Raw genomic sequence first — 15,981 nt, forward strand, 5'->3', positions numbered from 1 at the left:
TGGTGTACCGCTGATCAACGACCACTCTGATGACGCTCACGCGGATGGTGTGCTCTGCGCAGCGAAATAAAGGAGGAGCGAAGCGGGGGACATTCGCGGAGCAGAGCACACCGTCGGCGTGGGCGTCGCCCTGAACAGCAAGCGGAAAAGCGCCCCCGAAACAGGACCGCAGACAAAGCACCCCTGGTATTTCGGGAAAAAGGTGCGTAAACGCACATCCGGGCCAGCGACAGCTCCGCACACTGGAACCGCAACCGCCGCACTCCGCGACGGCCCTTCGTTTTCAAAGTTTCCAAGGATCTGCCATGAACACCCAGGCCGCTGCCGCCAACACCCCGCGTGCGCCGATCGCATCGCCCGTTTCCGCCCTCTCCCCCGCCAACACCGACGACGCCGGCAAGCTCCTGCTTCGCGTCAGCGTCGGTTTTCTTGTGCTCCTGCACGGCGTCTTCAAGCTCTCCGCCGGCGTCGGCTTCATCGGCGGCATGCTGGCCAAGGCCGGGCTGCCGAGCGGGCTGGCGTACCTTGTTTTCGTCGGTGAAATCGTCGCCCCGCTGCTCATGATGGCCGGCCTGTTCACTCGCGCCGCTGCCGGCGTGGTCGTCATCAACATGATCGTGGCGCTGGGCCTGGTGCACATGGCCGACCTGTTCGCGCTCACCAAGCAAGGCGGCTGGGCGCTCGAGCTGCAGGGCCTGTACCTGTTCGGCGCGCTGACCGTGGTGCTGCTGGGCGCGGGGCGCTTCAGCGTCGGCGGCAAGAACGGCCGCTGGAACTGATCGATCTGCGGCGGCTGGCTCAGTTGCCGGCGTCGTCGCCCCGCACCTGCGAGACCATCAGCGCCAGGCGGGCGGCGTCGGCCACGAGCAGGGCCTTGCCGTCCTTGCGCAGCACGCCACCGCGCACCAGCACGTTGAGCTCGCGCGTTACCTGCTCGCGGTTGGTGCTGATCTGGCTGGCCAGCGCCGCGTGCTTGGGCGCCGGGTCCAGCCGGGCCTGGTTGCCGTCGATGCCGGCGGCGCGCGCCAGGCGCAGCAGCTCGGCATGCAGCCGGTTCTGCACGCCCAGCGTGCTCAGGTCGATCACCCGCTCCGACAGCTGCCGCACCAGTGACGCCAGGCGCTGCATGACGCGCTCGGCCACCAGCGGTTCGTCGCGCAGCAGGGCCATGAAGGCGGGGCGGTCGAGGCTGGCGACCACGCTGGGTTCCAACGTGACCACGTCGGCCGAACGCGGGCCGCCGTCGATGGCGGCAATGTCGCCGAAGTGCTCGCCGGCTTCGGAGTCGCGGAAGGTGACCTGCCGGCCGTTGGCCGAATAGGTCGTCACCCGCACCCGGCCCGAGACCAGCAGGAACACCTCGCCCTGCTGCTCGGCGCGCAGCAGCAGGGGCTTGCCGGCCTCCACGCTGTGCCACAGGCATTGCTGGGCCAGCAGGCCGAGGCGGGCGTCGGACAGGCCTTCGAGCAGCGCGATCTGGCGCAGCGCGAGGCTGGAGCGGGGAGTGGGTTCAGGTTTGGCCATGCCGGGGGTCGGTGGGGGCGCGCGCATTATGCTCGGGCACCGATTCGAACCCGTTCATGGACAGACGTTCCCCCCTCGCCTCTTTTCTTGCGCACAGGCCGCCGACACGGCGCAACCTGCGCTGGGCGAGCGGGCTGGTGCTCATGGCCTACATCACGGCCCACCTGCTGAACCATTCGCTGGGCATCTATTCGTTTGCCGCGGCCGAAACCGTGCTGCGCGGCGTGCAGATGTTCTGGCACAGCCTGCCGGGCACCCTGCTGCTGTACGGCGCCGCCGCCACGCACCTGGCGCTGGCCGTGGTCGCGCTGTGGGAGCGCCGCACGCTGCGCATGCCGCCGCTCGAAGGGTTGCGCGTGCTGCTGGGCTTTGCACTGCCGCTGCTGCTGGCCAAGCACCTGACCGCCATGCGCGGCGCCTACCTGGCCTACGGCATCGACGGCTCCTACGTGCGCGTGGTCTGGGGCCTGTGGGACGTACCCGGCGCCGCCGCGCAGTTGGGCATGATGCTCGCGGCCTGGGCGCACGGCTGCCTGGGCCTGCACTTCGCGCTGCGCGCGCAGCCGGCCTACCGGCGCTTCTCTCATGTGCTGCTGGCCGTGGCGGTGGTGCTGCCGGTCATGGCCGCGCTGGGCTTCGTGTCGATGGGCCGCGAGTTCCAGTGGACCGGCGTGCCGCAGGTGACGCTGCCCACGCCCGAGCAGGGCAAGGCGCTGGCCGCGGCGGAAGACGGCATCAAGTGGTTCTACGGGCTGGCGCTGATGGCCCTGCTGGCGGCCCGCTGGGGGCGCAACTGGTTCGCGCGGCTGTCGCGCGAGCCGTCGGTGGCGCTGCGCTACCCCGACCGCACAGTGCACGTGCCGCGCGGCTGGAGCGTGCTGGAGGCGAGCCGCTCGCACGGCATCGACCACGTGTCGATCTGCGGCGGGCGCGCGCGTTGCTCGACCTGCCGCGTGCGCGTGGTCGGGCCGGCCGAGCACATCGGCGTGCCGGGCCGCGACGAGCAGCGCACGCTCGAGCGCGTGCGCGCGCCGGGCGACGTGCGGCTGGCCTGCCAGCTGCGCCCGCGCGGCGACATCGAGGTCACGCCGCTGTTCGCGCCGCTGCCCAACGAAGGCCGGCCGGCGCCCGTAGGCAGTTTCGGGCGCGAGCGCGACGTGGCGATTCTTTTCGTCGACCTGCGCCGCTGGTCGGGGCTGTCGGAGCGGCAGTGGCCCTTCGACCTGGCCTATGTGCTCGACCGCTATTTCGCCACCGTGGGCGCGGCCGTGCGCGAGAGCGGCGGCGTGCCCAACCAGTTCATCGGCGACAGCGTGATGGCGATCTTCGGGCTCGACTGCGACCTGCCCACCGCCTGCCGCCAGGCACTGCACGCCACCACGCTGATCGAGCAGCGCATGAACGCATGGAGCGAAGGCTTCGAGGCGCAGTTCGGCCAGCGGCTGGACTTCGGCATGGGCCTGCATGCGGGGCGCGCGGCGGTGGGCGAAGTGGGCTACCTGGAGACCACGACCTTCACCGCCATCGGCGAAGTGGTCAACACCGCGAGCCGGCTGCAGGACCATTCGAAGATGGCCTCGTCGCGCCTCGTGGTCTCGCTGTTCGCGGCGGCGCAGGCCGGCGTGGCCGACGCGCTGGGCCCGGCCCATTCGCTCGCCGTGCGGGGCCGCTCCGAGCCCCTTCAGGTGCTGTACCCGCAGCCTGCGAACGTCCCCGCGTAATCGGCGAAAGCGGTGCGCAAACGCACAGCGCCAACCACGGTGCGGTTTCACACTGCATACCGTGGCAACGACGAATGTCCGCCGCCCACACAGCAGTCATCCGAAGGGACTTTCATCATGAACACCAAGCAACTCATCGCCCTGTCCGCCGCCGCATTCGCCATGCTGGGCGCAGCGGGTGCCGCGCACGCCGAAACCTACGAAGGCGTGCAATCGATCGCCTCGCAGGCCAGCCGCGCCGACGTGCGCACCGAAGCCGTGGCTGCCGCGCACAGCGGCAACCCCTATGCGGAGGGTGCCAACGCCGGCCCGGCCCCGGTCATCGTTTCGGCGACCAGCCGCGCCGCGGTCCGCGCCGAAGCCGTTGCCGCCGCGCACAGCGACAACCCGTACGCCGAAGGCGCATCGTCGGGCGTCGCGCCCGTGGTGACCAGCACCGTCGACCGTGCCACGGTCCGCGCCGCCGCACGCGCTGCCGCCCGCGGCGACGCACTGCCGCTGTAAGCGGTTCGCAGCGCCCGCGGGCCGGGCGCTGCAAGACGGCGGAAGCGGCGGAAAGGGCGAAAACGGCAGCTCAGGGCCGCACGCCTTCCCACGCGTTCTGCAGCAAGGCACGAATCGCATCGCGCTCCAGCGGGCGCGGATTGGGGTACTGGTTCTTCAGCGCATGCGCGCAGGCCAGGTCGAGGTCGGACTCCTTCATGCCGATATCGCGCAGCGCGACCGGCGCGCCGTTGTCGCGTGCCAGGTCGAACACCGCCTGCGCTGCATTGCTGCCCCCCAGCGCCTTGGCGATGCGCGTCATGGCCTCGGGCGCCGCGGCCGCGTTGTAGGCCAGCGCATGCGGCAGCACGATGGTGTGGGTTTCCGCATGCGGCAGGTTGAAGCTGCCGCCCAGCGTATGGCACAGCTTGTGGTGCAGCGCCATGCCGACGTTGCCGAGCACGGTGCCGCAGAGCCATGCGCCGTAGAGCGCGTCGGCGCGCGCGGCCGGGTCCTTGGCCGAGGCGCGGATCGCCGGCAAGGCACGGCCCAGCGCGGCAATGCCTTCTTGCGCCATCAGGTCCATGATGGGGTTCGCGTCGGTGGCATAGAGCCCTTCGGCCGCATGCGCGATGGCATTGATGCCGCTGGTCACGCTCATGCCCACGGGCAGGCTCAGCGACAGCTCGGGGTCGTAGATCACGGTGCGCGGCAGCACCCTGAAGTCTTTGCCCGTCTTCTTCATGCCGGCTTCGGTGATGCCGTAGATCGGCGTCATCTCGGAGCCCGCGTAGGTGGTCGGAATCGCGAGGATCGGCAGGCCCGAGTCGAGCGCAATGGCCTTGCCCAGCCCGGTGGTCGAGCCACCGCCGATGGCCACGGCGCAATCGGCGCCCAGGCGTTGCGCCACCTCCCGCGCTTCGCGCGCGGTTTCTATCGGCACGTGCATCACGGCCCGGTCGAACACGCCGGCCGCGTGCGCGCCCAGCATGTCGGCAACGCGCTCGGCCTGCGGGCGCTGCTCGGGCGTGGACAGCACCAATGCGCGGCGGGCGCCCAGCGCGTCGATTTCCCGTGCCAGGTGCTGCAGCGAACCGGCACCGAAAACCACCCGCTGGGGAACGCTGTTGTAGACGAAGGGTTGGACGGACATCGCTTGATCTTTCCTCTGGAACTCGCAATCGGGGGGCGCATCTGCTGCGCAGAATACGCCGGGCGCGAGTGTCCCAGTGGCCTGCCGGCCGTTCAACAACACCAGCGGAAAGGAGTTTTCCGCCGAGCGTTCAGTGCTCAGCGCTCAGCGCCCCGCGCCCGCCTGCCTGGCATGCACCGCCAGCATCACGAAGCCGCCCACCATCGCCACGTTCTTCAGGAAGTTGTTGAGCTGCCCCGCGAACTGCGCCGCGTCGGCGGCCCAGAACGCATGCGCAGTAAAGGCCGTGGCCAGCGTGAACAGCGCCAGCACGCCCGCCACCCACTGCACGCGCCAGCCGGCGATCAGCAGCAGCCCGCCACCGATCTCCAGCGCGATGGTCAGCGGCAGCACCACGTCGGCCAGCGGAATGCCGAGCTTGCCGAAATAGCCGAGCGTGGCGGCGTAGGTCAGGAGCTTGCGCACGCCCGCGACCAGGAAGATGGCGGCCATGAGCACGCGGGCGGCCAGGGTCCAGCCGGGGGAAGGGTTCGTCGTTGTGTTCATGCCGTTTCTCCGGGGCGCGCGGTTGCGCCCGTGAATTTCAATCGCCCCATGCAGAGCACCATCACGCAGGACAGCAGCGCCGGCACGGCCGCCGCGATGAAGAGCGCGCTGTTTGTCCAGTGCAGCCCGATGAGCCAGCCCGCCAGCACCGGCCCCACGATGGAGCCCGCGCGGCCGATGCCCAGGCTCCAGCCCATGCCGGTGGCGCGCACCGTGGTCGGGTACACGCTCGATGCCAGCGCAATGAGCGCGGGCTGCGCGCCCACCACGCAGAAGCCGCTCACCGTGACCACCGCGAGCAGCAGTGCCAGCGGCAGCGCCGGCTGCCCGATGACGGCGATGGCCAGCACCGCCACCGCGAAGATCGGCACCAGCACGCGGTAGAAGCCGATGCGGTCGATCAGCGGCCCCATGGCCACCGTGCCGGCCACGCCGCCCACCTGCAGCAGCGTGCCCACCAGCACCGCCGTGCCGCCGCTGTAGCCGGCGCTGGTGGCAATGGTAGGCAACCAGTTCGCCAGGAAGAACAGGTTGAGCAGGTTCATGAAGTTGATGCCCCACAGCAGCAGCGTGGCCGGCCCGCGCCCCGCGCGGAACAGTTCGACCACCGGAGCGCCGTCCTGCTTCGACTCATGCACCACGTAGCGGGTGCCGGGCCCGATGCGCAGCTCCGGCGCGATGCGGCGCAGCCACCCGTGCACGCGGTCGAGCTTGCGGCCGCGCAGCACCAGGAACTGCATCGACTCGGGCATGTAGCGCCACATCAGCGCGGCGATCACCAGCGGCACGATGCCGCCGAACACGAACACCGCCTGCCAGCCGCCCCATGGAATGAGCACGGCCGACACCAGCCCGCCCAGCACCGCGCCGCCAGTGAAGCCGCACGACACCCACATCATCAACGTGACGCGGCGACGCCTCGGGCTGTACTCGCTGGCCAACGCACTGGCGTTGGCCATGATGCCGCCCAGCCCGATGCCGGTAATGAAGCGCATCACCAGCAGTTCGTTCAGCGTGTGCGTGAAGGTGGTCGCGAGCATGCACAGCGCAAAGAACACCGTGGCGCCCAGCAGCACGGGACGCCGGCCGATGCGGTCGGCCCAGGTGCTCAGCACCAGCGAACCGACCAGCATGCCGAACAGGCCGGCACCGAACACCGGGCCGAGCGAGGCCTTGTCGATGCCCCAGGCCTGCACGATGGCCGGGGCGACGAAGCCCATCGCCTGCACGTCGAAGCCGTCCATGACCACCGCGCAGCCGACCAGCAGCAGGATCCATTTCTGGAAACCGCTGACGGGGTGGCTGTCGATCAGCGCGGGAATGTCGAGCGCCGCGGTGGCGGTGCCGCCACCGCTGACATCGAGGGAATGCGGAAAAGCCTTCACGCCGCGGCCTCGTCGAGGCAGCTGTCGGCCGTCCAGCCATAGAGCCATTCGAGCGCGTCGTAGAAGCGCTCCTGCGGCCTGTCTTTCCACATGCTGTTGCGCACCAGCCGCTCGACGCCCTTGGCGTGATAGATGCGGCCCATCTCGCGCGCCGACAGCACCACGCGCGCGGTGCGGGCCACACGCGAGCGCTCGTACAGGGCCAGCCCGCGCGGCCAGTCGCCACCTTCGCGGCGCAGTGCCAGGCCCAGCGTTACCGCGTCCTCGCAGGCCGTGCAGGCGCCCTGCGCCAGGTACTGCACCATCGGGTGCGCGGCATCGCCCAGCAGCGTGGCGCGGCCGAAGGTCCATCGCTCGATGGGGTTGCGGTCGGCCGTCGAATAGCGCTTCCAGGCTTTCGGAATGCGCAGCAGTTGCTGCACCTGCTCGCAGGTCGGGCGAAAGTAGCGCTGCACCTCGGCCGGGTCGCCGTCCATCGAACCCCATTCCTCGGGCTGGTCGCTGTGGAAGGTGACGGCGATGTTGAACTTGTCGCCGCCCTTCAGCGGGTAGTGCACCAGGTGGCAGTTGGGGCCGACCCAGATGCAGGGCGCGGTGAAGCGCAGCGCCTCGGGAAAGTCGGCCGTGTCGACCACCGCCCGAAACACCACGTGGCCCGACACGCGGATGCTGTCGCCCACGTACTGCTGGCGCACCGCCGAGCGCACGCCGTCGCAGCCGATCACGGCCTGGCCTTCGTGCCGGCCGCCCTGCGCGTCGATGAGCGTCACGCCGTCGTCGTCCTGCTCGATGTGCACGACCTTGGTCGAGGTCAGGAACTCGATGCCGTCGGTCGTGGCCTTCACGCCCTCGAGCAGCGCGCCGTGGATGTCGGCGCGGTGGATTACCGCATACGGATTGCCGAAGCGTTCGCGAAACCCGTCGGACAGCGAGATGCTCGCCACGCGCTTCGCGTCGATGGCGTCGAACATCACCATCTCTTCGGTGTAGACCGCCTTGGCGCGCAGATGCTCGCCCACGCCGAGCGCATCGCAGGCCGCGAAGGCGTTGGGGCTGAGCTGGATGCCGGCGCCGATCTCGCCGATCTGCCCGGCCTGCTCGATCACCTTCACGCGATAGCCTTCGCGCACCATGGCCAGCGCGGCCGCCAGCCCGCCGATGCCGCCGCCGGCCACGAGCACGGGACGTGTGTCTTTCGTGGCGCTCATGTCACTTCAGCCCGAACAGCTTGCGGGCGTTGTCGCGGCCGATCTTCTGGCGATCGTTCTCGCTGATCTCGCAGGTGTCGAACCAGCGCGCGGCGTCTTCGTGCTTCTCGAAGGGATAGTCGACCGAATACATGATGCGGTCGGAGCCCACTTCGAGCATCGTCGACAGCAGCGTCGGCGTGCGAAAGTTGCCGCTGGTCGTGATGTGCACGTTGCTGCGCAGGTAGTCGCCGATCTCCCGGTCGCAAGGCATGCCGCGGCGCCCCTTGCGCAAGATGTGGTCGACACGCCAGATGTTGAACGGAATGCCCTCGCCGAAGTGCCCGAGGATCATCTGCAGCGCGGGGTGGCGGTCGAACATGCCGCTCGACATCAGGCGCAGCGCATGGATGGCGGTTTCCATCGCAAAGGCCCAGGTGGGGCCGGTGAGCCAGTGCGCACCGTCGTAGATCGGTTCACGGGCCAGCAGCGGATCGCGCGGGTGCATGTAGAAGGGCTTCTTCAGCGCGGCGGCGGCGGTCCAGAAATCGTTGAAGCGCGCGTCGTCGTAGTAGACGACGGTGTTCTCGTCGCCCACCTGCGAGAAGCCGTTGACCAGGAAGCCGTGAAAGCCCAACTGGTTCACGCAACGCTCCAGCTCGCGCGCGGCGGCTTCGGGGTCCTGCATCGGCAGCGCCGCGAATCCGCCGAAGCGCGTGGGGTGGCGCCTGATCTGCTCGGCCAGCACGTCGTTCGCGCGCCGAGCCACCTCGATGGCGCGCTTGGCATCGGGAATGCCCTGCACGGCCGGCGAGTTGAGCGAGAGGATCGACAGCTCGGTGCCCCACTCGTCCATCTGCTCAATGCGCTGCTGCTCGAAGTCGAGCAGGTTGTTCTTCAGGCCCTGCCACACCTCGGGGCGGGCATAGACCTGCGAGTCGGCAATCGTCAGGTCGATCGCGAAATGCTCTTCGAGGGCGATCTTGTTTTTCATGGGATGGTTACTCCGGTTTGATGTTCAGCTTGTCCAGCACGTCCTGCCAGGTCTTGCGGTCGTCGGCGATGTAGCGCGCCAGTTGTTCAGGGGTGCCGGGGCGCGGGTAGGTGCCCAGCTCGCGCGACTTCGCAACCACGTCGGGCAGCAGCAGCGCTTCGTTCATGTCCTTGTTGAGCCGGGCGAGCACCAGCGGGTCGACGCCCTTCTTCGCGATCACCGCGAACCAGCCGTGCGCCACCGCGCCGGGCACCGTCTTGCTGGCGAGCGGGAACGATTCGAGCCCCGCCTCCACACGGTCGCCCATGCTGGCCAGCACACGCATGCGCCCGCCCTGCACATTGCCCGCGACCACGTTGTAGGTCTCGACCATCATCTGGGTCTGGCCGCCCAGCGTGGCCTGCATCGCCTGCGCGCCGCCGGGGTAGTGCACTTCGAGAAACTGCGCGCCCGACTGCAGGCCGAGCAATGCCGATGCGAGATGCGGCGCGGTGCCCCGGCCGTTGTCGGCCACCTCGATGCCCTGCGGTTTGGCGCGCGCGGCGGCAATGAAATCGGCCAGCGTCTTGTAGGGCGAGTTGGCCGGCACGGCCAGCATGAAGGGCGCCACGGCCGCCAGCGTGATCGGCACGAAGTCGCGGTTGAAGTCGTAGCTCACGCCCTTGATGGTGCTCGGCGCCACCGAGATGGCCGAGCCCTGCACGAAGCCGAAGGTGTAGCCGTCGGTGGGCGCCGCCAGGATGGCGTTCATGCCGATCACGCCGCTGCCGCCGGGCTTGTTGTCGACGATCACGCCCTGCCCCCACTTTTCGCCGAGCTTGGCGCCCACGTGGCGGATCAGCACGTCGGGCGCCGAGCCCGCGGGGAACGGCACCACGAAGCGCACCGCCTGCGCCGGCCACTTGGCGGCGGCGCCTTGTGCCTGCGCCAGCGGCACCGCCGACAGAAGAGAAAGCATCACCGCGATGGCGCCTCGGCGCGTGGGGTCCAGTTTCATGGTCATCTCCTTTTTTGCTTGATTATTCAAGCAATTGCGGCGGACTATATACTTGAATAATCAACCATGTCTAGATGAAAACCCTGTCCCGCGATCACGACCTCGAGAAGGCCATTCCGTTCCTTCTGGCACGCGCAGGCGCGCGCATGGGCAATGCCTTTGCGAAGGCACTCAAGCCCTATGGAATCAGCCTCAGTGAATGGCGCGTGTGCGCGTCGCTGCAGCACACGCCGCGCCAGACGCTGTCGGAACTGGCCACGCATGCATCGACCGACCTGTCGGCGCTGTCGCGCATCGTCGACCGGCTGGCGGTACAGGAACTGGTGGCGCGCGAAAAGTGCGACACCGACAAGCGCGCGGTGCGCATCGAATTGACGGAGCGCGGCATGGCGCTCACCTGCGAGCTGATTCCGCTCGCGCAGCACTACGAGGCGGTGGCCACTTCCGACTTCAGCGCCGCCGAAGTGAAGACGCTGCGCGCGATGCTGCTGCGCCTGTACGCCAACGCCACGCCGCTCGCCTGAGCGCGCGGCGTTTTTTTTTCGTCAGGCCGGCGCGACCTGCACCGTCGAAGCCGCGCGGCTTTCGGTGAGGGTGAAACGCACCGGCAGGAAACGCTCGATCACCGCGCAGTTGGTGCGCGTGTGCTCCGTCACCTCGCTGCACGTGAAGGCGCCGGCCTTCTTGCCCTGCCACGCCGCGAGCGCCAGCAGCAACGCCAGCTGGTCGGCCAGGTGCGGGCCGACTGCCGCCTCGCTCTTCTGGAATTCGCGCAGTTCCTTCACCAGGCCATGCGCCACCTGCTCGGCACTGAGCGCCTTCTCGCCGAAGGCCGTGAAGACCTCGGTGACGTGCTCGTACGCCAGCGTGGCCAGCAGCGCGTTGCCGGGGCCTTCGTTCTGCCGCGCGGTGCCGAAGCGAAGCTGCTCGCCGGACCAGCCCATCGCACCGCCCAGCGTTTCAAGCTCGCGCGTGGGCACATGGCGCGGCAGGCCGGGCGCCAGGCACTCCGCATGGCCCGACTGCAGTGCGCCGCGCGCCATCAGGTCGAAGGACTGCAGCGCACCGGCCGCCGGCACGATGGTCGCTTCGACCTCGCCGCCACCGGCGGGGTAGAAACCGCAGCGGCGCAGCGTCAGTTGCAGGTCTGCGCCCAGGCGGCGCACCAGCGGTGCGAAGGCCCGCTCCAGGAAATGGAAAGGCGGCGCCATCGGGTTGTGCGTGCCGCCACTCAGGTGCAGCGTGCTCGGCGCACCGGCCAGCAGCAGCGGCGGCAGCACGGTCTGCAGCACCAGCATGCAGCTGCCCGCGCTGGCAATCGCAAAGCGGTAGTCGCCGGCGCGCACCGGGCCCGGCGCAAAGCGCAGCGACTGCGAGCCGAGCTCGGCGCCTTCGACACGCGCACCGCTGATTTCCGCGGCCGCCTTCACGCAGGCCAGGTGCTGGCGCATCAGGCCCGGCTTGGCGCGGCCCGCGCGAATCTTCTCGATGGCCAGGGGCTGGCCCGTGGCCATCGACAGCGCGAGGCTGGTGCGCAGGATCTGGCCACCGCCCTCGCCTTGCGAGCCGTCGAGCTCGATCATGCGCGGACTCCTTCATGGGCAGGCGATGCAGCCGCATCGAAGCGCAGCACCGTCTCGCAAAGAAAAGCATCGAGTCCCGCACCCTCGGCCTGCGGCAGCGGCGTAACCGGCTCGGCCGCGTTGGCAGCCAGCTCGGCTTCGATGAAGGCATGGATGCCGGGCCAGCGCGGGCTGGTCGCGGCTTCGCCAGCGCGCATCTTCACATCGAGCAGCGCGTTGATCTCGTCGATGAGCGCGGCGTCGCGCACGACTTCGAGCGTGTGTTGCGCCAGGTCGGCAAAGCGCATCGGCGGCACGCCGGGCTGCGTACGGATCCAGCGCGCGGCCAGCAGCGGACGCAGCACGTAGAGATATTTCTTGTAGCGCACCTCGTCGGCCTGCAGGTGCTCGCGGAAGTTCTTCTTTGCCATCGAGGTGTAGTGATGCCACGCGCGTGCGTTGGAGAACACCGCCTCCGACAGCGCGCGAAAACGCGGCATCGCCAGCGCGTCGTCGCGGTACACGATGGGCGAGCGCAGCCATTCGAGCAGCGTCGGGTTCGACTCGCGCATCAGGCCCAGCGCCTTGCGCAGGTCCCAGCCGTTGATGTCCAGGTCGCCGCTGATCGGCACCTCGATCACGTCGCGGCGCGGCGCAACCGTGAGGTACCACGGCAGGCGGTTCACGTAGACGAAGCGCACGTCGTAGTCGCTGTCGGGCGAGGCAAAGCCCCAGCCGCGGCTGCCGGATTCGCAGGCGAACAGCACGGTGACGTCGTGCGTTGCCTCGATGTCGCGCAGGGCCTCCATGATCTGCACGCGCATGGTGGGCTCGATGGGGTGGGCGGAGCGCAGGAATTCCTGGGTGCTCATGAGCATCTCTTTCTTCTTGTCCATTGATCCATTGATTGAGTCAGGCGCGCGTGACGGTCACCTTGCCGCCGCTGTCGAGTTCGAACACGTCCAGGTCGCTGGCCAGGAAGGCGTTGCCCCGGTAGTGAACCTGGGTCTCGGCCATCAGTTCCCGCATGCCGTCTTCGTTCTGGTGCCGCGCGCTGAAATGCGTCAGCACAAGATTGGGCACTTCGGCGGATTGCGCGAACTCCGACAGTAGACGCGCCGAACTGTGCATCGGCCCGGGGCCGACCTTGTCGAGCACGTCTTGCGTGTAGGTGGCTTCGTGCACCAGCAGTTGCACGCCTTCGCAGGCGGCGCGCAGCAACGCGGGCTCGGCGTTGTCGCCGCCCATCACCGCGCTCGCCGTGTCGATCTGCGTTTCCGCGAAATCGGCGCTGCGCAGAACCGCGCCGTTGAAGGGCACGTCTTCACCGGTCTGCAGCGCGCGCCATGCCGGGCCGGGTGGCAGGCCGACCGCGTGCAGCGCATCGACCTTCAGCCGCGCGCGCCGGGTATGCACCTGCACGCGGTAGGCGTGGCTGGGCACACGGTGGCGCAGCACGTGGCGTTCGATGCGCAGGCCCGGTGCTTCGTACACCGGCGGCTGAGCTTCGACGTCCACGTGCTCGACCTCGTACGGCAGGTGCAGGTCGGTCAGCTGGCGCGTGGCCTGGAACCATTGCCACACCGGCAGCGGCGCGACCAGCTTCAGCGGCTTCGTGCGCTTGCCCATGCCCGCGCTCGCGAGCAGCCCCGGCAAGCCATAGCAATGGTCGCCGTGCACATGCGTGATGCAGACGGCGGCCATGTCGTGCAGCGACAGCGGGGTTTGCAGCAGGCGGTGTTGCGTGCCTTCGCCGCAATCGACCAGGAACCAGTCGGCGCCAAGCACGGTCTGCACCGCGAGGCCGGAGACGTTGCGCTGGCGCGTCGGTACGCCCGCAGATGTTCCCAGGAATGTGAGTTTCAGCATCATTTTTTTCTTCCTTCCTCCCAGCGCTAGAGCGCAGGCTTTTTCTTCTTTCCGTTCAATCGGTCTGGCTCGCAATCAAGGTCGCCAACGTTCGTCGCTTCGGGTTCCACACGGTAAAGCACCAGATGCCCCACCACTCCTTTCCGGCGTCGAAGTAGGTGCTCCAGGTGCTGCGCCAGGGTTCGCGCTGCGGGTCGCCGACCCAATCGAGCACAGTCACGCGCTCATCTGGCAGCAGCCCTGTGCATAGGCAAAAGCGCGGGAACAACTGCGCGCGCTCGGCTTCGTCGGCGACCCGCAGTCCGTATGGCGGATCGCCGAAGGCCTGGCAGAACCATTCGAACCACGAGACCTGCGCAAGGTCGCGCGTGCAAGCCACCTGGTAGCGCGGCGCAAAGTGCTCGGCGCGGACCACCGCCGATGCATCGAGCGTCGTGGGCCGCGCGGCATCGACGTCGAACGCGAGACCGGCGCCGAACGCCGAAGCCAGCGAGGGATCGCGCGCGATCGTCTCCCGCCGGTAGCGCTCGGCGAACGCTGCGATGTCGTCGCACAAGAGACGCAGGGCTGTGCGATGGTGCGTCTCGCCGACATCAGCGACATCAGCGACATCCGCAGCAACGCCATAGACAGCGAACTCGAAGCCTGAGCCGGCGCTCTGCAGCGTTTCGCGCAACGCGACTACCTCGGCCTCGTCTTTCAGCGAAAGCGCCTGCAGCTTGATCTCCTCACGGCTTGGCGTGTGGTTTTTCATGACTCGTTGCTCCACAGCTTTTCGTTCTGCTCAATGACATCCAGCATCCGTTGTGCGCGTCCGCGCGTCCACCCATCCTTGCGCATCGCCAGCTCGCGAACGCGGGCGGTGAACGCGTCATCAGCCCATCGAGCCGCAAGCTGGCAATCGTGACGAAATCGCCCCGTCGAAGGCCTTCGGACCAAGGTCTGAAGCAGGATTGCTCGCAGTTCTTCGCGCTCATTTCGAGACAACTCGCACTGCTTGAGCAGGTGGCACAACCGATCGCGTAAATAGCCGGACCGATGGAACCGCGGGCTCAACGCGAGGTAAAGCATCGCGCCTTCGCGCCATGCGCCCTTGCCTTGCAGAATTCCCTCCCGCGCTTCGTCGCTCCACAACGCGAACACGGGGCTCTCATAGCGATGAAAGTTTTCCGCGGCCGTTTTCCAGGCAGTCCGTGCCGACGGAGAGTTGACGCGCTTTCCGAAAGCCTCACTCAAGGAATTATTCAAGCGCGCCATTTCCGCTTCAGTTTGCCGAATGCATCTTTCGTCGATCCTCATCCTGGTCCTCTCGTGCCGGCCTCGATGGACGGCTTCCTAACCTTTCACGCAAACCACCTGCTTGAGCGTGTAGACCACCTCCACCAGGTCCTTCTGCGCCTCCATCACCGCATCGATGTCCTTGTAGGCCATCGGAATTTCGTCGATCACGTCGGCGTCTTTTCGGCATTCCACGCCTTCGGTCGCGGCGATCTGGTCGGCGATGGTGAACAGCTTCTTGGCCTTGGTACGGCTCATCTTTCGACCGGCGCCGTGGCTGCAGCTCATGAAGCTTTCGGGGTTGCCCTTTCCGCGCACGATGTAGCTCTTGGCACCCATGCTTCCGGGAATGATCCCGAGTTCACCGAGCTTGGCGCTCACCGCGCCCTTGCGGGTCACGAGCACGTCTTCGCCGAAGTGCGTTTCGCGGCTCACGTAGTTGTGGTGGCAGTTCACCGCTTCCACGTGCGCCTCGAAAGGCTTGGCGATGACCTTGCGCGCGGCCGCGACCACGCGCTGCATCATCACTTCGCGGTTGGCACGCGCGAACTTCTGGGCCCAGCCCACGGCACGCACGTAGTCACCGAAGTACTTGGCGCCTTCCTCGAAGTACGCCAGGTCCTGGTCGGGCAGGTTGCGCTGGTGCAGCTCGGCATCTTTCTTCGCGAGTTCGATGAAGTGCGTACCGATGGCGTTGCCCACGCCACGCGAACCCGAGTGCAGCATGAACCACACCGCGCCCGCTTCGTCGAGGCACACCTCGATGAAGTGGTTGCCGGTACCCAGCGTTCCCAGGTGCTTGTGGTTGTTGGTGTTCTTGATGCGCGGGTAGTCCTCGCAGATTGCATCGAACTCGTCCACCAGCTTGGCCCAGGCCGCATCGGTTTCGTCGGGCGGCGTTTCCCACGAGCCCTTGTCGCGGCCCATGCGCTTGGGGTTGCTTCCGTGGGGCACGGCCTTCTCGATCGCGGCACGCAGCGGGCCCAGGTTGTCGGGCAGGTCGCGCGCGTTGAGCGTGGTCTTGCACGCCATCATTCCGCAACCGATGTCCACGCCCACCGCGGCGGGGATGATGGCCTTGAAGGTCGGGATCACCGAACCCACGGTCGCACCGATGCCGTAGTGCACGTCGGGCATGGCCGCGATGTGCTTGAACACGATGGGCAGGCGCGCGGCGTTCTCGAGCTGCTTCTGCGCTTCGTCTTCGACGGGCACGCCGTTGGTCCACATCTTCACGGGGACGCCGTTGGCTACCTCATGTACTTTGTAGTTCGTCATTTTT

Annotated in this window: 17 protein-coding genes; 4 read left to right on the forward strand and 13 right to left on the reverse strand. The window is 67.9% G+C overall.

Features of this window, described 5'->3' with window-relative positions:
- The first annotated feature begins 305 nt into the window (after positions 1–305).
- A complete protein-coding gene (locus DBV14_RS23630; RefSeq protein ID WP_124462665.1) occupies positions 306–779 on the forward strand; it encodes a DoxX family protein in 474 nt (157 codons plus the stop codon).
- Between the two features lie 19 nt (positions 780–798).
- Here the strand turns inward: DBV14_RS23630 and DBV14_RS23635 are convergent, their stop codons facing one another.
- Entirely contained in the window at positions 799–1,551 is a 753-nt protein-coding gene (locus DBV14_RS23635; protein WP_124462667.1) for a Crp/Fnr family transcriptional regulator, read from the reverse strand.
- Between the two features lie 29 nt (positions 1,552–1,580).
- Here DBV14_RS23635 and DBV14_RS23640 point away from each other — a divergent pair, with 29 nt between their 5' ends.
- The gene (locus DBV14_RS23640) at positions 1,581–3,245 is read left to right on the forward strand and encodes an adenylate/guanylate cyclase domain-containing protein (protein ID WP_124462669.1); all 1,665 of its coding nucleotides are present in this window, start codon (positions 1,581–1,583) and stop codon (positions 3,243–3,245) included.
- Between the two features lie 117 nt (positions 3,246–3,362).
- The gene (locus DBV14_RS23645; RefSeq protein WP_124462671.1) at positions 3,363–3,749 is read left to right on the forward strand and encodes a helicase SNF2; all 387 of its coding nucleotides are present in this window, start codon (positions 3,363–3,365) and stop codon (positions 3,747–3,749) included.
- Positions 3,750–3,819: 70 nt separating this feature from the next.
- Here DBV14_RS23645 and DBV14_RS23650 read toward each other — a convergent pair whose 3' ends face one another.
- The 6 genes from DBV14_RS23650 to DBV14_RS23675 form a co-directional block, all read right to left on the reverse strand.
- On the reverse strand, positions 3,820–4,881 hold the full coding sequence (locus DBV14_RS23650; protein WP_124462673.1) for a maleylacetate reductase: 1,062 nt from the start codon (positions 4,879–4,881) through the stop codon (positions 3,820–3,822).
- A gap of 144 nt (positions 4,882–5,025) precedes the next feature.
- The gene (locus DBV14_RS23655) at positions 5,026–5,427 is read right to left on the reverse strand and encodes a DoxX family protein (protein ID WP_124462675.1); all 402 of its coding nucleotides are present in this window, start codon (positions 5,425–5,427) and stop codon (positions 5,026–5,028) included.
- Entirely contained in the window at positions 5,424–6,812 is a 1,389-nt protein-coding gene (locus tag DBV14_RS23660) for an MFS transporter (protein WP_260397201.1), read from the reverse strand. The genes DBV14_RS23655 and DBV14_RS23660 overlap by 4 nt, the downstream gene beginning before the upstream one ends.
- Positions 6,809–8,020 (reverse strand): 3-hydroxybenzoate 6-monooxygenase, encoded by a 1,212-nt coding sequence (locus DBV14_RS23665; protein WP_124462679.1) that lies wholly within the window; start codon positions 8,018–8,020, stop codon positions 6,809–6,811. The genes DBV14_RS23660 and DBV14_RS23665 overlap by 4 nt, the downstream gene beginning before the upstream one ends.
- 1 nt (position 8,021) lies before the next feature.
- Positions 8,022–8,993 (reverse strand): amidohydrolase family protein, encoded by a 972-nt coding sequence (locus tag DBV14_RS23670; RefSeq protein WP_124462681.1) that lies wholly within the window; start codon positions 8,991–8,993, stop codon positions 8,022–8,024.
- 7 nt (positions 8,994–9,000) lie between these two features.
- Positions 9,001–9,990: a tripartite tricarboxylate transporter substrate binding protein gene (locus DBV14_RS23675; protein WP_185546107.1), complete on the reverse strand. Its 990-nt coding sequence runs from the start codon at positions 9,988–9,990 to the stop codon at positions 9,001–9,003.
- Between the two features lie 74 nt (positions 9,991–10,064).
- Between DBV14_RS23675 and DBV14_RS23680 the strand changes: the two genes are divergently transcribed.
- Positions 10,065–10,514: a MarR family winged helix-turn-helix transcriptional regulator gene (locus DBV14_RS23680; RefSeq protein WP_124462685.1), complete on the forward strand. Its 450-nt coding sequence runs from the start codon at positions 10,065–10,067 to the stop codon at positions 10,512–10,514.
- 21 nt (positions 10,515–10,535) lie between these two features.
- Here DBV14_RS23680 and rtcA read toward each other — a convergent pair whose 3' ends face one another.
- From rtcA to DBV14_RS23710, 6 genes are read right to left on the reverse strand one after another with little or no spacing between them, the layout of a single operon-like run.
- Positions 10,536–11,573: an RNA 3'-terminal phosphate cyclase gene (gene rtcA / locus DBV14_RS23685; RefSeq protein ID WP_124462687.1), complete on the reverse strand. Its 1,038-nt coding sequence runs from the start codon at positions 11,571–11,573 to the stop codon at positions 10,536–10,538.
- On the reverse strand, positions 11,570–12,448 hold the full coding sequence (locus tag DBV14_RS23690) for a nucleotidyltransferase domain-containing protein (protein ID WP_124462689.1): 879 nt from the start codon (positions 12,446–12,448) through the stop codon (positions 11,570–11,572). Before DBV14_RS23690 ends, rtcA begins: the two co-directional genes overlap by 4 nt.
- Before the next feature lie 16 nt (positions 12,449–12,464).
- Entirely contained in the window at positions 12,465–13,424 is a 960-nt protein-coding gene (locus DBV14_RS23695; RefSeq protein ID WP_124462691.1) for a ribonuclease Z, read from the reverse strand.
- 52 nt (positions 13,425–13,476) lie between these two features.
- A complete protein-coding gene (locus DBV14_RS23700; protein ID WP_124462693.1) occupies positions 13,477–14,175 on the reverse strand; it encodes a hypothetical protein in 699 nt (232 codons plus the stop codon).
- Positions 14,172–14,720: a hypothetical protein gene (locus tag DBV14_RS23705; RefSeq protein ID WP_124462695.1), complete on the reverse strand. Its 549-nt coding sequence runs from the start codon at positions 14,718–14,720 to the stop codon at positions 14,172–14,174. Before DBV14_RS23705 ends, DBV14_RS23700 begins: the two co-directional genes overlap by 4 nt.
- A gap of 36 nt (positions 14,721–14,756) precedes the next feature.
- Positions 14,757–15,977 (reverse strand): RtcB family protein, encoded by a 1,221-nt coding sequence (locus DBV14_RS23710; protein WP_124462697.1) that lies wholly within the window; start codon positions 15,975–15,977, stop codon positions 14,757–14,759.
- Positions 15,978–15,981: the final 4 nt, after the last annotated feature.

The organism is Variovorax sp. KBW07 (genome assembly GCF_003852515.1).
In the GTDB taxonomy this organism is placed as follows: domain Bacteria; phylum Pseudomonadota; class Gammaproteobacteria; order Burkholderiales; family Burkholderiaceae_C; genus Variovorax.

What these genes read in the sequence shown, in the direction of transcription:
- DBV14_RS23630 (WP_124462665.1), top strand. Translation starts at nt 306, where the DNA reads ATGAACACCCAGGCCGCTGCCGCCAACACCCCGCGTGCGCCGATCGCA.
- DBV14_RS23635 (WP_124462667.1), bottom strand. Translation starts at nt 1,551, where the DNA reads ATGCGCGCGCCCCCACCGACCCCCGGCATGGCCAAACCTGAACCCACT.
- DBV14_RS23640 (WP_124462669.1), top strand. Translation starts at nt 1,581, where the DNA reads ATGGACAGACGTTCCCCCCTCGCCTCTTTTCTTGCGCACAGGCCGCCG.
- DBV14_RS23645 (WP_124462671.1), top strand. Translation starts at nt 3,363, where the DNA reads ATGAACACCAAGCAACTCATCGCCCTGTCCGCCGCCGCATTCGCCATG.
- DBV14_RS23650 (WP_124462673.1), bottom strand. Translation starts at nt 4,881, where the DNA reads ATGTCCGTCCAACCCTTCGTCTACAACAGCGTTCCCCAGCGGGTGGTT.
- DBV14_RS23655 (WP_124462675.1), bottom strand. Translation starts at nt 5,427, where the DNA reads ATGAACACAACGACGAACCCTTCCCCCGGCTGGACCCTGGCCGCCCGC.
- DBV14_RS23665 (WP_124462679.1), bottom strand. Translation starts at nt 8,020, where the DNA reads ATGAGCGCCACGAAAGACACACGTCCCGTGCTCGTGGCCGGCGGCGGC.
- DBV14_RS23670 (WP_124462681.1), bottom strand. Translation starts at nt 8,993, where the DNA reads ATGAAAAACAAGATCGCCCTCGAAGAGCATTTCGCGATCGACCTGACG.
- DBV14_RS23675 (WP_185546107.1), bottom strand. Translation starts at nt 9,990, where the DNA reads ATGAAACTGGACCCCACGCGCCGAGGCGCCATCGCGGTGATGCTTTCT.
- DBV14_RS23680 (WP_124462685.1), top strand. Translation starts at nt 10,065, where the DNA reads ATGAAAACCCTGTCCCGCGATCACGACCTCGAGAAGGCCATTCCGTTC.
- rtcA (WP_124462687.1), bottom strand. Translation starts at nt 11,573, where the DNA reads ATGATCGAGCTCGACGGCTCGCAAGGCGAGGGCGGTGGCCAGATCCTG.
- DBV14_RS23690 (WP_124462689.1), bottom strand. Translation starts at nt 12,448, where the DNA reads ATGGACAAGAAGAAAGAGATGCTCATGAGCACCCAGGAATTCCTGCGC.
- DBV14_RS23695 (WP_124462691.1), bottom strand. Translation starts at nt 13,424, where the DNA reads ATGATGCTGAAACTCACATTCCTGGGAACATCTGCGGGCGTACCGACG.
- DBV14_RS23700 (WP_124462693.1), bottom strand. Translation starts at nt 14,175, where the DNA reads ATGAAAAACCACACGCCAAGCCGTGAGGAGATCAAGCTGCAGGCGCTT.
- DBV14_RS23705 (WP_124462695.1), bottom strand. Translation starts at nt 14,720, where the DNA reads ATGAGGATCGACGAAAGATGCATTCGGCAAACTGAAGCGGAAATGGCG.
- DBV14_RS23710 (WP_124462697.1), bottom strand. Translation starts at nt 15,977, where the DNA reads ATGACGAACTACAAAGTACATGAGGTAGCCAACGGCGTCCCCGTGAAG.